Source organism: Streptococcus pseudopneumoniae ATCC BAA-960 = CCUG 49455 (genome assembly GCF_002087075.1).
GTDB classification, from domain to species: Bacteria; Bacillota; Bacilli; order Lactobacillales; family Streptococcaceae; genus Streptococcus; species Streptococcus pseudopneumoniae.
On sequence record NZ_MWSM01000001.1, the window covers coordinates 59,634 to 74,976 of the forward strand.

14 protein-coding genes are annotated in these 15,343 nt (G+C 37.9%); 12 read left to right on the top strand and 2 right to left on the bottom strand.

Going from position 1 to position 15,343, the window contains the following annotated elements; genetic code table 11:
• Window positions 1-125: 125 nt before the first annotated feature.
• The gene (locus tag B4W83_RS00385; RefSeq protein ID WP_000709036.1) at window positions 126-662 is read right to left on the bottom strand and encodes a biotin transporter BioY; all 537 of its coding nucleotides are present in this window, start codon (window positions 660-662) and stop codon (window positions 126-128) included.
• Between the two features lie 437 nt (window positions 663-1,099).
• Here B4W83_RS00385 and B4W83_RS13760 point away from each other — a divergent pair, with 437 nt between their 5' ends.
• The 4 genes from B4W83_RS13760 (at window position 1,100) to B4W83_RS00405 (ending at window position 4,591) form a co-directional block, all read left to right on the top strand.
• Window positions 1,100-1,426: a hypothetical protein gene (locus B4W83_RS13760; RefSeq protein WP_078929959.1), complete on the top strand. Its 327-nt coding sequence runs from the start codon at window positions 1,100-1,102 to the stop codon at window positions 1,424-1,426.
• Between the two features lie 65 nt (window positions 1,427-1,491).
• A complete protein-coding gene (locus B4W83_RS00395; protein WP_000768915.1) occupies window positions 1,492-3,474 on the top strand; it encodes a hypothetical protein in 1,983 nt (660 codons plus the stop codon).
• On the top strand, window positions 3,471-4,094 hold the full coding sequence (locus B4W83_RS00400; protein ID WP_000151031.1) for an ATP-binding cassette domain-containing protein: 624 nt from the start codon (window positions 3,471-3,473) through the stop codon (window positions 4,092-4,094). Before B4W83_RS00395 ends, B4W83_RS00400 begins: the two co-directional genes overlap by 4 nt.
• Window positions 4,091-4,591: a hypothetical protein gene (locus tag B4W83_RS00405; RefSeq protein ID WP_000727305.1), complete on the top strand. Its 501-nt coding sequence runs from the start codon at window positions 4,091-4,093 to the stop codon at window positions 4,589-4,591. The genes B4W83_RS00400 and B4W83_RS00405 overlap by 4 nt, the downstream gene beginning before the upstream one ends.
• 165 nt (window positions 4,592-4,756) lie before the next feature.
• Here the strand turns inward: B4W83_RS00405 and gor are convergent, their stop codons facing one another.
• Window positions 4,757-6,103 carry a glutathione-disulfide reductase gene (gene gor / locus B4W83_RS00410; RefSeq protein WP_001209574.1) on the bottom strand — a complete coding sequence of 449 codons (1,347 nt, stop codon included), beginning with the start codon at window positions 6,101-6,103 and terminating at the stop codon, window positions 4,757-4,759.
• A 288-nt stretch (window positions 6,104-6,391) separates the two neighbouring features.
• Here gor and B4W83_RS00415 point away from each other — a divergent pair, with 288 nt between their 5' ends.
• The 8 genes from B4W83_RS00415 (at window position 6,392) to B4W83_RS00455 (ending at window position 15,316) form a co-directional block, all read left to right on the top strand.
• Window positions 6,392-7,597, top strand: coding sequence for an efflux RND transporter periplasmic adaptor subunit (locus B4W83_RS00415; RefSeq protein WP_025172078.1), 1,206 nt, complete (start codon window positions 6,392-6,394; stop codon window positions 7,595-7,597).
• Window positions 7,581-8,282, top strand: coding sequence for an ABC transporter ATP-binding protein (locus B4W83_RS00420; protein ID WP_000811469.1), 702 nt, complete (start codon window positions 7,581-7,583; stop codon window positions 8,280-8,282). Before B4W83_RS00415 ends, B4W83_RS00420 begins: the two co-directional genes overlap by 17 nt.
• A 1-nt stretch (window position 8,283) precedes the next feature.
• Window positions 8,284-9,543: an ABC transporter permease gene (locus B4W83_RS00425; RefSeq protein ID WP_001180418.1), complete on the top strand. Its 1,260-nt coding sequence runs from the start codon at window positions 8,284-8,286 to the stop codon at window positions 9,541-9,543.
• A gap of 123 nt (window positions 9,544-9,666) precedes the next feature.
• Window positions 9,667-11,664, top strand: a complete 1,998-nt coding sequence (gene metG, locus B4W83_RS00430; RefSeq protein WP_001291359.1) for a methionine--tRNA ligase — start codon at window positions 9,667-9,669, stop codon at window positions 11,662-11,664.
• A gap of 132 nt (window positions 11,665-11,796) precedes the next feature.
• Window positions 11,797-12,817 (top strand): IS630 family transposase gene (locus tag B4W83_RS00435; RefSeq protein WP_087148655.1). Its coding sequence is split into 2 segments (ribosomal slippage): window positions 11,797-12,293 and window positions 12,292-12,817, totalling 1,023 coding nucleotides; the frame shifts between segments, so codons are not numbered across the junction.
• Window positions 12,818-13,175: 358 nt separating this feature from the next.
• A complete protein-coding gene (locus B4W83_RS00445) occupies window positions 13,176-13,496 on the top strand; it encodes a PadR family transcriptional regulator (protein ID WP_000665420.1) in 321 nt (106 codons plus the stop codon).
• Between the two features lie 3 nt (window positions 13,497-13,499).
• The gene (locus B4W83_RS00450; protein ID WP_000738413.1) at window positions 13,500-14,315 is read left to right on the top strand and encodes a hypothetical protein; all 816 of its coding nucleotides are present in this window, start codon (window positions 13,500-13,502) and stop codon (window positions 14,313-14,315) included.
• 74 nt (window positions 14,316-14,389) lie between these two features.
• Complete coding sequence (locus B4W83_RS00455; RefSeq protein WP_001269451.1) at window positions 14,390-15,316, top strand: aldo/keto reductase; 927 nt, start codon at window positions 14,390-14,392, stop codon at window positions 15,314-15,316.
• Window positions 15,317-15,343 lie beyond the last annotated feature (27 nt).

Consider the following 15,343-nt stretch of genomic DNA (forward strand, 5'->3'; position numbering starts at 1 on the left):
ACTGACGAAGTCAGTCACATATATAATCCAAGGTGAAGCTGACGTGTTTGAAGAAATTTTTGAAGAATATAAGTTTTCAAAATGAAAGAAAAGGATATTGAGTCATGGCAACTCGATATCCTTTTTTAGTTAGTAAAGTAAGCCTGATTTTTAAGGCGTTGAAGTAGGGGACGGCTAATAAAACTAATAGCCAGAAGTTTGCCAAGGTCTGGAATGATAAAGGGAAGAACCCCCACAACAAGAGCTTTTTCAAATGCCATTCCAGCTAGGAAATGCAAGCTGAGAATCCCGCCGACAAAGACAAGGGCATCACCCAAGAGGTTTGCAAGAAAAATCTTAACAACACCACTCTTGCTGTTGGTTAGAGAGGAAGTAAGTCCAGAGTAAACGAGATAAAACCAAAGATAGCCTGCAGTAGGGCCAACTAAAGCCTGAAAACCAGCTCCACCTCCTGCAAAGACAGGAAGACCGATAGCACCTAGAAGAAGATAGAGTCCAGCAGAAAGTACAGCCTCTCTCGGTCTAAAGACAGTAGCAATCAAGCCGATTGCAAAGTTTTGCAGAGTGAAGGGAACAGGTCCAATTGGAAGACTGATTTGTGCCAAAACAGCAATGAGAGCAGCCCCAATAGCAGGGATAGCATAAACGTGAGCTTTTTTCAAAATAGTTAACCTCTTTTCTAATGTATAGTAACTATTATACTCATATAGGAGTCGATGTCAACCATTTTTTAAAAACAAGGTAACAAAAACTGTAACAGCCGATTTTGCTTATTGGTTAAGTTGGATAATTTTTTTGTTGATTCGAAAATTGTCTGTATAGATAATCCTATTTTATTAATAAAAAATATACTAGTAAATATTTGACAAAGTAAAAAATAAGTGTTATATTAAAAATGTAAACGGATGCATTTAGATGTGTCCAATTTTAAAAGGAGGGGTAGTTATGAGATATTTTAACGACTCTAGATACCATAACGGTGATTAAAAACCTAAATATAATCAATTCATATTAAAGTAATATGGAGGGACTAAAAAGGGGACTATTACTTAGTCTTCATCAAATATTTTAATCCAAGGAGAAGTAAAATGAAAAAAGAATTAATAAGAAAGCATCTGTTTTTCTAGCTGCAAGTGTTTTCAGTTTTAGCTTTGCTACTGCAGCTAGTGTTGTTAGTGCAACTACAGCACACCCTGCTCCATATCCGATTATTGATGTATGGGAATATGGTGTAAATGATAACTATGGTTATTCGAATTACTTTGTTAAGTCTCCAGATAATATTGGTTCAAAATCTTCAGTAACGAATTTTTGGGGAACAGTTAAAGCTCAGGATAAAAAAGATTATGGATGGGCATATTCAAGTGCAACAAAATCTTGGAACGATGTTCGCTTAAATGCATATTGGGATTATTATAGATTTTAAAAATAATTTATGAAAACAGGAGACCCAATTATAAAATAGGGTCTTTTGTAATATGGTAATTGCTTATGAAATTAAAATTATGTATCATTGGATTCTTCTTTTGTTTGATTGCTACAATTGGTCTGGTCACTATTAGTGATACCGAAATCCCCATACCTTTACCAATTGATGGTGCTTTCTCTATTCAAGGGAAAAGTAATCTTTCTAATAACGAAATATATGAAATGGTTCGTGACTTATCAAAAACGGAAAAGGTTACCATTTACAAGCCAATCGTTCAGAGTTCGGGTCAGTTGAAGTATGTAAACTTTGATGATGTAAATAATGAACAATTAAAGTCAGCACCAATAGTAGGGATGTATTACACCCTTGGGAAAATGGATGTAGACAGTTTGAAACCACTTACGATGACTGGACTACAAACAGTCTATATGGCTTATCCTTGGTATATAGGAGGAATATTACAATTCACTGGAACTTTAAGAATACTGTTAATGGGTTCCATTTACTTAACTTTATTAGTTGTTTTATTTGTTGTTAGGACGAGGCAGATCAAAGAAGGAGTGATACGACGTTCTTTGGGCTTGCCTGTATACGATCTTAGAAGAGAGTATGTGATTTCTCTTATTTTTGAACTGATTATGATGGCTTTATTGATGATTTCTTACAGTTCTTTTTTGGGAAATGGTTTCTTCACTTATAGTTCTAAGTTATTTTTCTCTCTGCTTTTAACGAATTTTATACTATTTCAAATCATTGATCTCATCACCTTTGTTTTATTTTGGTCGACGATTCAGATTGAAAAGCCCATTGAAATTATCAAAAACAAGGCAAAAAACAAGCTTATTTTTGTCGTATGGCTTGCTATTATTTCGATTATTATCCTTGTCTCAGGAGTTTTTTTACAAGAAACAAAGAGTAGTCAATCTAGTATGAACATACAAATACAGAATTTAGTACCGTGGGACACAGTAAAAGACTGGAGAAGGATTGAGTTCCTTGGAATTGAAAGTAACTCTGCTAAAAATGGAGAAGTTAGTGATTCAGATGGTCAGTATCTACAGATAGTTGCTGCCTTAAAAAACTTAGATTTCTTATATATTGAACGATCTTCGGCATATGTTCCAGATTTTATGAAAACATCTCATGTTTTAGAAGACTTTTCTAAACAATTAGAAAATGACGGAATAACGAATCCAGAAATAAATAAAGAGTTGATTTATATTAATCAAACAGGTGCTAACCTACAAAATAAAGTGAATGGAACAAACTATCATCTTTTAGATAATAAGATAGCAACCATTTATATTCCTGAGAAGTGGAAAGAAAACCAGAAATCTATTGAGAATACAGTTGTAGCAGAACAATTTATTGGAACAAACTATACAAAAGAACAGCTTGCAGTACAAATAATTCCTGATGGTAATAAAATTTTTTATTTCAATGAGGATGCTGATATCGATCATAAAAATAAAGATATTTTACCAATGGCAAGTCTAGCAGATAGCAAAGATAATATAGTTGTTGTGTTAGATACAGACAAAATGATGGAAAATAATAAGTTTTCTTTGGCTAGTAACATACTATATAAATCTCTTTTTAGACCTGAAGCGGTAAAAAAAATAAATGAGATGACTGTCCCGTTGAATTTCTCAATGAATCCAGTAGATGTTTACCAAATTGTGAAATTAAAGATTCAATCCTTAGAGCACCAAATTTTACTTTCACAAATCTTGCAGAAGATAATTTACAGCATTATCTTTATACTCATTTATCAATATGTCCAACTTTTTATTACTCTAAAACAGAATGAATATGTGAAAAAAATCATTTTGGGTCTTTCAAAAACATATATAGCAATTTCAAGTCTCAAATATTTTATGATGACTATTACAATGGTTATTCTATTTACATTTCTTGTGACAGGGCAAATAGAGTTGCTATATATTGGAGCGGCTTCTCTGCTAGTTTTGATGTTGTCAATCATAATGAGTTTTAGAAAATTATCTGAAAGCTACACTAAAATTTTAAAAGGAGATGAATCATGACAATTGACCTTTTGAACGTTTCAAAAAGTTTCGGCTCAAAGAAGATCTTTACAGACTTAAATTTAATATTTGAATCTGGAAAAAGCTATGCATTGATTGGAGGTTCTGGCTCCGGTAAAAGTACCCTTCTTAATATTATAGGAAGATTAGAAAAAATTGACAGTGGGAATGTTTTAGTTGATAAACAAGATATTTGGAAGATAAAAGAAAGAACTTTTTTTAAAAATACTGTTGGATATGTATTTCAGAATTATTCTTTAATAGATAACAAAACAGTATATGATAATCTGAGCCTTATCACTAAAGACAAAAAAACAATAACTGACGTACTTGAAAAAGTAGGACTGTCAAGTGACTATTTACATCAAAAAATATATGAATTGTCTGGAGGGCAGGCTCAACGTGTAGCTATTGCCAGAATGTTAACGAAGCCACGTAAAATTATCTTAGCAGATGAGCCCACAGGAGCTTTAGATGGTGAGATTGGAAAAGAAATCATTCGCTTATTATTGAATGAAATAGCTGAAGATAAATATGTCATTATAGCGACGCATGATCCAGCTGTCTATAACGAAGTTGATGTGATAATTGACATGAAAGATATAGGGTATAAGTTATGAAAAAGAAAATTTATATTGCTTTGATCTTTGTAACTGGGGCACTTGCCATTTTCTTTTTTGGAAAACAAATGATTACAAAAGAAAATATCAATAAGCCAACGGTAGAGTTAACAATCTATACGCTTTCTTCTAGTGATACAGAAAAATGGAATAAAGTGAGACAAGTAGAAACGGAAGAAGCTATATACTTCATAACTGTGAAAGAAGTATCATCTTCAGAAGAAGTATTTTCAAACATCATTGCAAATGGAGCTGCTACGGGGTTCGGAGTTCGTGAAGAAGAAGTGAAGAAATTCAATAATGGTTTAGGAGATACCATAGAGGACTCTAAGCATAATAAACTAATTGAAATAGAGTTTTTTACTTTTTCTGATGATGGCGCGGGATTTGTGGTAGCAAACTTTGACTACGGTAAAGAAGAGTTGAATTCTCAGAAAAAAGATATAAAAGAATTATATAAAAAAATATATGAATCTTTTAAAGAAAAGAATAAATGATTGTATTATAATCCTTGTATTTTGCTATGGTTTGTTAATTGATTTTTGCATATCTTACTTCAACATACTATAAAATAAAACATAAGAAAACGAGTATCTCCAACTACGGAAATACTCGCTTTTTGATATTTAGAAGTGTTTTTTGCTCTGCTTCTTTTGTTTCGATTAACGCATGGTTACAAATTCTTCAGATGCAGTTGGGTGAATTGCCACAGTTGCATCAAAGTCAGCCTTGGTTGCTCCCATTTTGATAGCAACGGCAAATCCCTGAATCATTTCATCAACGCCGTAGCCAATTCCATGAAGTCCGACAACTTTTTCTTCTGAACCAGCTGTTATGAGTTTGAAACGGGATTCTTGACGGTTGCGAGTGCAAGCAGAGTACATAGATGCAAAGCTTGATTTATAAACCTTGATTTGGTCTTGACCGTATTCTTTAATAGCTTGCTCTTCTGTCAAACCAACAGTTCCGATAGCAGGGTGTGAAAAGACAACAGTTGGAATAGTTGAGTAATCCATTTTTGCAGTAGTTTTTCCGTTAAAGAGACGTTCAGATAGGGTACGTCCGGCCTTGATTGCAACTGGAGTCAGTTCTTTCTCGCCCGTTACATCACCTAGAGCATAGATTCCCTCAACAACAGTATTTTGGTATTCATCCACTTGGATAAAGCCACGTTCGTTCAGAGTCACTCCAGCTTTTTCAAGTTGCAAGCCCTTAACGTTTGGACGGCGGCCTGTAGCCCAGATAACTTGGCTAGCTGTGTGACTAGTACCATCTTCGAAATGAATGGTAATGCCTTCAGCAGTTTTTTCTAACTTGGCAGGGACTTTGTGAGTATGAAGTGGTAAGTTTGTTCTTTCCATTTCCTTGACCAAACCTTCAACGATGTAGGAATCAAAATCACGTAAAGGGCGATCACGGCGAACAAAGAGGTCTGTCTTGACACCAAAAGTGTGGAGTACTCCAGCTAATTCAACGGCGATATAACCAGCGCCTAGAATGGCAACTGACTCTGGAAGTTCTTCCCAGGCAAATACATCATCAGAAGAGCCACCTAGCTCAGCACCAGGAATATTAGGAATACTTGGATGGGCACCTGTAGCAATCACGATATGTTTAGCACGAATCAGTTCACCATTTACGCTTACAGTATGAGAATCTACAAATTCAGCATGACCTTCAATCAAGTCTACACCGTTGCGTTTAAAACTGCCATCATAAGAAGAACGAGCGCGATCAATGTAGGCTTCACGATTGCGACGTAGGGTTGCAAAGTCAAAGTTAAGATCAGTAGTCTTAAAGCCGTAGTCTTCTCCAAATTGATGGAAAGTCTCAGCGATTTGCGCCCCGTACCACATGATTTTTTTAGGAACACAGCCGACGTTGACGCAGGTTCCACCTAATTTCTTTTCCTCAATAACGGCCGCTTTGGCTCCGTGTTCACCAGCACGGTTCATGGTGGCAATTCCTCCGCTACCTCCACCGATAGCAATGATATCGTATTCTCTCATTGAAAACTCCTTTGTACTCTTTAAAATAGTAGAGTGTCATTTTTTGATAGTCATATTCTATCTTTTTTTTGATGTGATTGCAAAAATCTGCTACGTTCAAAAAATTTAAAGAAAAGGCTTGCAAAAAATAAAAATAAAGTGTATTATATATCTAGTACAATAACTAAACAAAAATTCCGAACAATAATTAAATCCTGAAATGTCATTATTTCGTTCTGAAATGTTATTGTTTCAAATTGATAATTTTTGTATAATATTGTTAAGAACTTTAAATCAAAAAGGAGTTTCATTATGAAAAAGAATGGTAAAGCTAAAAAGTGGCAATTGTATGCAGCAATCGGTGCTGCCAGTGTAGTTGTATTAGGTGCTGGGGGGATTTTGCTCTTTAGACAACCATCTCAGACTGCTGTAAAAGATGAGGCTACTCATCTTGTTGTTGCCAAGGAAGGAAGCGTGGCATCCTCTGTTTTATTGTCAGGGACAGTAACAGCAAAAAATGAACAATATGTTTATTTTGATGCTAGCAAGGGAGATTTAGATGAAATCCTTGTTTCTGTGGGCGATAAGGTTAGTGAAGGGCAGGCTCTAGTCAAGTACAGTAGTTCAGAAGCCCAGGCGGCCTATGATTCAGCTAGCCGAGCAGTCGCTAAGGCAGATCGTCATATCAATGAACTCAATCAAGCACGAAATGAAGTCGCTTCAGCTCCGGCTCCTCAAGCCTCTGCGCCAGCAGGAGGAGAAGATGCAACGGTGCAAAGCCCAACTCCAGTGGCTGGAAATTCTGTTGCTTCTATTGACGCTCAGTTGGGTGATGCCCGTGATGCGCGTGCAGACGCTGCGGCGCAATTAAGTAAGGCTCAAAGTCAGTTAGATGCAATGACGGTTCTCAGTACCCTAGAGGGAACTGTGGTCGAAGTCAACCACAATGTTTCTAAATCTCCAACAGGAGCTAGCCAAGTAGTCGTTCATGTCGTAAGTAATGAAAACTTGCAAGTTAAGGGAGAACTATCTGAATATAACCTCGCCAACCTATCTGTAGGTCAAGAAGTAAGCTTTACTTCTAAAGTGTATCCTGATAAAAAATGGACTGGGAAATTAAGCTATATTTCTGACTATCCTAAAAACAATGGTGAAGCAGCTAGTCCAGCTGCCGCAGCTTCTGGTAATTCTGGTTCTAAATATCCATACACTATTGATGTTACAAGTGAAATCGGTGATTTGAAACAAGGATTCTCAGTAAGTGTTGAGGTCAAAAATAAGAGTAAAGCCATTTTGGTTCCTCTAACAAGTGTTGTGACTGAAAATGATAAGAATTATGTCTGGGTGCTTGACGAGCAGAAAAAGGCCAAGAAAGTGGAAGTTGGTTTGGGCAATGCTGATGCAGACAACCAAGAAATCACTTCAGGTCTGACAAATGGAGTCAAGGTCATCAGTAACCCAACGTCTTCCTTGGAAGAAGGAAAAGAGGTGAAGGCTGATGAAGCAACTAATTAGTCTAAAAAATATCTGCAGAAGCTACCGTAACGGTGACCAAGAACTGCAGGTTCTCAAAAATATCAACCTAGAAGTGAATGAGGGTGAGTTTGTTGCCATTATGGGACCATCTGGTTCTGGTAAGTCTACTCTCATGAATACGATTGGCATGTTGGATACACCAAGTAGTGGAGAGTATTATCTTGAAGGTCAAGAAGTGGCTGGATTGGGTGAAAAACAACTAGCTAAGGTTCGCAACCAACAAATCGGTTTTGTCTTTCAGCAGTTCTTTCTTCTATCTAAACTCAATGCTCTGCAAAATGTAGAATTGCCCTTGATTTACGCAGGAGTTTCGGCTTCAAAACGTCGCAAGTTAGCTGAGGAATATCTAGATAAGGTTGAATTGACAGAACGTAGTCATCATTTGCCTTCGGAATTATCTGGTGGTCAAAAGCAACGTGTGGCTATTGCGCGTGCCTTGGTAAACAATCCTTCTATTATCTTAGCAGACGAACCGACAGGAGCCTTGGATACCAAAACAGGAAATCAAATTATGCAACTATTGGTTGACTTGAACAAAGAAGGAAAAACCATTATCATGGTAACGCATGAGCCTGAAATAGCTGCTTATGCCAAACGTCAGATTGTCATTCGCGATGGAGTTATTTCATCTGATAGTGCTCAGTTAGAAAAGGAGGAAAACTAAGATGCAGAATCTGAAATTTGCCTTTTCATCTATTATGGCTCACAAGATGCGTTCTTTGCTTACCATGATTGGGATTATTATCGGTGTTTCATCGGTTGTTGTGATTATGGCTTTGGGAGATTCCCTATCTCGTCAAGTCAATAAAGATATGACCAAATCTCAGAAAAATATTAGCGTCTTCTTCTCTCCTAAAAAAAGTAAAGATGGGTCTTTTACTCAGAAACAATCAGCTTTTACGGTTTCTGGAAAAGAAGAGGAAGTTCCTGTTGAACCACCAAAACCGCAAGAATCTTGGGTCAAGGAGGCAGCCAAACTCAAGGGAGTGGATAATTACTATGTAACCAACTCAACGAACGCCATCTTGACTTATAAAGATAAAAAAGTTGAAAATGCCAATTTGACAGGTGGAAACAGAACTTACATGGACGCTGTTAAGAATGAAATTATTGCAGGTCGTAGTCTAAGAGAGCAAGATTTCAAAGAGTTTGCAAGTGTCATTTTGCTAGATGAGGAATTGTCCATTAGTTTATTTGGCTCTCCACAAGAGGCTATTAACAAGGTTGTAGAAGTCAATGATTTTAGTTACCGAGTCATTGGGGTTTATACTAGTCCAGAGGCTAAAAGGTCAAAAATATATGGGTTTGGTGGCTTGCCTATTACTACCAATATCTCCCTTGCTGCGAATTTTAATGTAGATGAAATAGCTAGTATTGTCTTTCGAGTGAATGATACCAGTTTAACTCCAACTCTGGGTCCAGAACTGGCACGAAAAATGACAGAACTTGCAGGCTTGCAACAGGGAGAATATCAGGTGGCAGATGAGTCGCTTACATTTGCAGAAATTCAACAATCGTTTAGTTTTATGACGACGATTATCAGTTCCATCGCAGGGATTTCCCTCTTTGTTGGAGGAACTGGTGTTATGAACATCATGCTGGTTTCTGTTACAGAGCGTACCCGTGAGATTGGTCTCCGTAAGGCTTTGGGTGCAACGCGTGCCAATATTTTAATCCAGTTTTTGATTGAATCCATGATTTTGACCTTGTTAGGTGGCTTAATTGGCTTGACAATTGCAAGTGGTTTAACTGCCTTAGCAGGTTTGTTACTGCAAGGTTTGATTACGGGTATAGAAGTTGGAGTATCAATCCCAGTTGCCCTATTTAGTCTTGCAGTTTCGGCTAGCGTGGGTATGATTTTTGGAGTCTTGCCAGCCAACAAGGCATCGAAACTTGATCCAATCGAAGCCCTTCGTTATGAATAAGATCAACAAGATGGACACTTGTCTATCTTGTTTTTGTATGGATTTCCCTATCGAAAATCCTTAAAAATGTGATATAATGAAGTGTTAGAAAAACAGGTTTCATTTGCCTGGAAAGGAAAAATTATGTCTGAAAAGAATTTTTATATTACAACGCCGATTTACTATCCATCTGGGAAACTTCATATCGGATCTGCCTACACAACCATCGCATGTGATGTCCTAGCACGCTACAAACGCCTCATGGGCTACGATGTCTTTTATTTGACAGGTCTTGATGAACATGGTCAGAAAATCCAGCAGAAAGCTGAAGAAGCTGGAATCACCCCTCAAGCCTATGTTGATGGGATGGCAGTTGGAGTCAAAGAACTCTGGCAATTACTAGATATCTCATACGATAAATTCATCCGTACAACGGATGATTACCATGAAAAAGTTGTCGCACAAGTCTTTGAGCGCTTGCTTGCTCAAGATGACATCTATTTGGGTGAATACTCTGGTTGGTACTCCGTATCAGATGAGGAATTCTTTACAGAAAGTCAGCTTGCAGAAGTATTCCGTGATGAAGCTGGAAAGGTAACTGGTGGTATTGCTCCATCAGGTCACGAGGTTGAATGGGTATCTGAAGAATCATACTTCCTTCGCCTCAGCAAATACCAAGATCGTTTGGTCGAATTTTTCAAGTCCCATCCTGAATTTATCACTCCAGATGGTCGTCTGAATGAAATGCTGCGCAACTTCATCGAGCCAGGTTTAGAGGATTTGGCAGTTTCTCGTACAACCTTTACATGGGGAGTGCCTGTCCCATCAAATCCTAAGCACGTTGTCTACGTTTGGATTGATGCCCTTCTTAACTATGCGACAGCTCTTGGCTACGGTCAAGATGAACATGGTAACTTTGACAAGTTCTGGAATGGAACAGTCTTCCACATGGTAGGAAAAGACATCCTTCGTTTCCACTCAATCTACTGGCCAATCCTTCTTATGATGTTGGATATCAAATTGCCAGATCGTTTGATTGCCCATGGTTGGTTTGTCATGAAAGACGGCAAAATGTCTAAGTCTAAAGGAAATGTTGTCTATCCTGAAATGTTGGTAGAGCGTTATGGACTAGATCCACTTCGTTACTACCTTATGCGTAGCCTTCCAGTTGGTTCAGATGGAACCTTTACTCCTGAAGACTATGTAGGCCGTATCAACTACGAATTGGCCAATGACCTTGGAAACCTCCTCAACCGTACGGTTTCTATGATTAACAAGTACTTTGATGGACAAATTCCTGCCTATGTAGAAGGGGTGACTGAATTTGACAATGCTCTTGCTCAAGTAGCTGCTAAATCAATTGCTGACTACCATACACACATGGAAGCAGTTGACTACCCACGTGCCCTTGAAGCAGTCTGGACTCTTATCTCTCGTACCAATAAATACATCGATGAGACCGCACCATGGGTCTTGGCTAAGGATGAAGCACTCCGCGATCAATTGGCAAGCGTTATGAGTCACTTGGCAGCTAGCCTTCGTGTCGTCGCTCACTTGATTGAGCCATTTATGATGGAAACTAGTCGTGCAGTCTTGACTCAACTTGGTCTAGCAGAAGTTTCTAGCCTTGAGAACTTGAAATTGGCTGATTTCCCTGCAGGTGTGACTGTAGTTGCTAAGGGAACACCAATTTTCCCACGTCTGGATATGGAAGAAGAAATCGCCTATATCAAGGAACAAATGGAAGGCAACAAGCCAGCAGTCGAAAAAGAATGGAATCCAGACGAAGTCGAACTCAAACTCAACAAGGATGAAATCAAGTTTGAAGACTTTGACAAGGTTGAAATCCGTGTCGCAGAAGTCAAAGAAGTGTCTAAAGTAGAAGGTTCAGATAAGTTGCTTCAATTCCGCTTGGATGCTGGTGATGGTCAAGATCGTCAAATCCTCTCAGGAATTGCCAAATACTATCCAAACGAACAAGAATTGGTCGGCAAGAAAGTTCAAATCGTTGCTAACCTCAAACCTCGTAAGATGATGAAGAAATATGTCAGCCAAGGTATGATCCTCTCAGCTGAACATGATGGAAAATTAACCCTTCTCACAGTTGATCCAGCTGTACCAAATGGAAGTGTGATTGGGTAACAATAGACAGGACTAGTTCATGCTAGTTCTGTTTTTGATTTACACTCAATGAAAATCAAAGAGCAAACTAGGAAGCTAGCCGCAGGTTGCTCATACTGGACTAAAATCAAAAAACATCTTATAATAGTAGTTATGAAACTTACAAACGAAGAAACACAAAAAATTGAACAACTCCTAAGAGATTCATCGTACGCCAAATATCACAAACGTCTACAGATTATTTATTTTCGCTCAAAAGAAAAGAGTTATAAGGAAATCATGGATCTGCTAGATTGCAATAAAACAACTGTTTGGAGGAATTTGAAAAAATATAAGGAGTTTGGTTTAGAAGCGCTTCTTCAAGAGCCCCGTGGTGGACGTCATAGAGAATATATGACTTACGAAGAAGAACAAGTATTTCTAAAACGTCATATAGAAGCTGCTCAGGCTGGGGAATTTGTAACTGTCAATCAGTTATTTGAAGCCTATCAAAAAGAGATTGGTCGCACTTCCACACGTGATGGTTTCTATTATCTCCTGAAACGACATGGTTGGCGAACGGTCACTCCTCGACCTGAGCATCCCAAGAAGGCAGACGCTCAGACAATTGAGACGTCTAAAAATAAAATCTACATTCGAGACCTTAAGTAAGCGCTTTAAAGAGGAGGGGACTTATAACAAAGTACGTTTGATGTACCAAGGTGAAGCTGGTTTCGGAAGAATCAGTAAGATGAGTTCTTGTTGGGCTCCTCAAGGAATCCGACCTAGCATTCCTAGTCATTATATGCGAGAATATCGCTATTGTTATGGGGCAGTAGATGCTCAGACAGGAGATTCCTTTTTCCTCATTGCTGGAGGATGCAATACTGAGTGGACCAATGAATTTCTACGGCAAGTCTCACAAGCTTATCCAGATGACTATATTTTACTTGTCATGGATAATGCTATATGGCATAAATCAAGTACCTTAGAGATTCCAAGTAATATTGAGTTGGCTTTTATCCCACCTTATACACCAGAAATGAACCCTATTGAACAAGTCTGGAAAGAAATTCGAAAACGAGGTTTTAAAAACAAGGTTTTCCAAACATTGGAAGCCGTCATTGATAAGCTTCAAGAAGTTATTCAAGGACTGGAAAAAAGCGTTTTAAAGTCCACTGTCAGTAGACAATGAACAAGGTTGCTTTTTGAAAATGATTGAGTATCAAAACACAGTTTTGAGGTTGTAGATGAAACTGACGAAGTCAGCTCAAAACACAGTTTTGAGGTTGTAGATGAAACTGACGAAGTCAGCTCAAAACACAGTTTTGAGGTTGTAGATGAAACTGACGAAGTCAGCTCAAAACACAGTTTTGAGGTTGTAGATGAAACTGACGAAGTCAGTCACATATATACCCTAAGGCGACGCTGACGTGGTTTGAAGAGATTTTCGAAGAGTATCAACTATTATGCTTTACAAACTAGTGTGGAAGTGGTATACTATAGCTGAAGCTACTAGTAGGTATTACAAAATAGATTAGAAGGGAGAAGGGATGAAAGAAACTCAGCTATTAAAAGGTGTTCTTGAAGGTTGTGTTTTGGATATGATTGGTCAAAAAGAGCGGTATGGTTATGAGTTGGTTCAGACTTTGCGAGAGGCTGGATTTGATACTATCGTTCCAGGAACTATTTATCCTTTGTTGCAAAAGTTAGAAAAAAATCAATGGATAAGAGGCGACATGCGCCCGTCGCCAGATGGTCCAGATCGGAAGTATTTTTCATTAATGAAAGAAGGAGAAGAGCGTGTCTCAGTCTTTTGGCAACAATGGGACGATTTGAGTCAAAAAGTAGAAGGGATTAAGAATGGGGGTTAAACCATGAAGAAAATGAAGTATTACGAAGAAACAAGCGCTTTGCTACATGAGTTTTCTGAGGAGAATCAGCAGTATTTTGAGGAGTTGTGGGAAAGTTTTAATCTTGCTGGATTTCTCTATGATGAAGACTATCTCAGAGAGCAGATTTATTTGATGATGTTAGATTTTTCAGAAGCAGAACGAGATGGCATGAGTGCAGAGGATTATTTAGGTAAGAATCCTAAAAAATTAATGAAAGAGATGCTCAAGGAAGCACCACGTAGTTCGGTCAAAGAGTCCTTTTTAACACCAATTCTTGTCCTGGCGGTATTACATTACTATCAACTACTAGGCGATTTTTCTAAAGGTCCTCTCTTAACAGTCAATTTGCTCACGTTTTTAGGGCAACTTCTTCTTTTTCTAGTTGGCTTTGGGCTTGTGGCTACAATCTTACGTTGGAGCTTAGTCCAAGATTCTTCTAAAATGAAAATTGGCACCTATATTGTCGTTGGGATTCTTGTTCTGCTAGTTGTTCTGGGATATGTAGGAATAGGAAGTTTTGTACAAGAAGGAGCCTTTTATCTTCCTGCTCCCTGGGACAGTTTCCTTGTCTTTACGCTTTCTCTAGTCATCAGTATTTGGAATTGGAAAGAAGCGGTCTTTCGTCCCTTTGTCAGTATGATTGTTGCCCATCTTGTGGTGGGTTCTCTGCTCCGTTATTATGAGTGGATGGGCATTTCAAATGTTTTCCTCACAAAGATTATTCCTTTAGCTGTCCTCTTTATTGGAATCTTTGTCTTGTTCCGTGGGTTTAAGAAGATAAAATGGAGTGAAGTATAGTCAAAAAGCCGTTGCAAAGCGGTTTTTTGTTATAATGAAGGGAAGAATGTTAGAAATTAAAGGAGAAAAATTTGATGAGATACATAACTCTTGGTCAAGATGACAAAGAATTATCAGAAATTGTTCTCGGAATGATGAGAATAAAAGATAAGTCTGTAAAAGAAGTTGAAGAGCTTGTAGAAACAGCACTTTCTGTTGGAATCAATGCTTTTGACTTGGCTGATATTTATGGTCGTGGTCGTTGTGAAGAACTGTTAGGTCTTGTCCTAGAAAATCGTCCAGATTTAAGAGAAGAGATGTGGATTCAGTCCAAATGTGGCATTCGCATTGAAGAATTTACCTATTTTGATTTTTCTAAGGACTATATTATAAAATCAGTAGACGGTATTTTGCAAAGATTGAAGATTGATCATCTAGATAGCTTGCTTCTTCATCGACCAGATGCTTTGATGGAATCTGACCAAGTAGCAGAAGCCTTTGATCTCCTTTATAAACAAGGTAAAGTTCGAGATTTTGGAGTTTCTAATCAAAATCCTATGATGATGGAGTTGCTTAAAAAAGATGTCAAGCAGCCGTTAGCTGTTAATCAGCTACAATTGAGTGCGGCTTTTACTCCAGGATTTGAATCAGCTTTTCATGTTAATATGGAAGATAGTCAAGCAGCTATGCGAGATGGCAGCATTTTTGAATATTGCAAATTACACGATGTGGTCATTCAAGCATGGTCTGTCTTACAATTCGGGTATTTTAAAGGGAATTTTGTTGGAAATGAGAAATTTCAAGCTTTAAATCAAGTACTTGATCGTTTAGCTATTAAATATGGAGTAACCTCTTCAACTATTGCCATTTCTTGGATATTGCGTTATCCAGCAAAAATGCAGGCAGTTGTAGGTACCACAAATCCTAAGCACTTGAGAGAAGTTAGCCAAGCGGCAAACTTTAGCTTAACAAGAAAAGAATGGTATGAAATTTATCTTGCTGCAGGGAATAATTTGCCGTAAGTAGAAGAAGATGTAAATAAATCACAG

Excerpts from the sequence above, each read along its gene's own strand:
- gor (WP_001209574.1), bottom strand. The coding sequence starts at position 6,103 with ATGAGAGAATACGATATCATTGCTATCGGTGGAGGTAGCGGAGGAATT.
- B4W83_RS00455 (WP_001269451.1), top strand. The coding sequence starts at position 14,390 with ATGAGATACATAACTCTTGGTCAAGATGACAAAGAATTATCAGAAATT.
- B4W83_RS00445 (WP_000665420.1), top strand. The coding sequence starts at position 13,176 with ATGAAAGAAACTCAGCTATTAAAAGGTGTTCTTGAAGGTTGTGTTTTG.
- B4W83_RS00400 (WP_000151031.1), top strand. The coding sequence starts at position 3,471 with ATGACAATTGACCTTTTGAACGTTTCAAAAAGTTTCGGCTCAAAGAAG.
- B4W83_RS00425 (WP_001180418.1), top strand. The coding sequence starts at position 8,284 with ATGCAGAATCTGAAATTTGCCTTTTCATCTATTATGGCTCACAAGATG.
- B4W83_RS00420 (WP_000811469.1), top strand. The coding sequence starts at position 7,581 with ATGAAGCAACTAATTAGTCTAAAAAATATCTGCAGAAGCTACCGTAAC.
- B4W83_RS00395 (WP_000768915.1), top strand. The coding sequence starts at position 1,492 with ATGAAATTAAAATTATGTATCATTGGATTCTTCTTTTGTTTGATTGCT.
- B4W83_RS00450 (WP_000738413.1), top strand. The coding sequence starts at position 13,500 with ATGAAGAAAATGAAGTATTACGAAGAAACAAGCGCTTTGCTACATGAG.
- metG (WP_001291359.1), top strand. The coding sequence starts at position 9,667 with ATGTCTGAAAAGAATTTTTATATTACAACGCCGATTTACTATCCATCT.
- B4W83_RS00405 (WP_000727305.1), top strand. The coding sequence starts at position 4,091 with ATGAAAAAGAAAATTTATATTGCTTTGATCTTTGTAACTGGGGCACTT.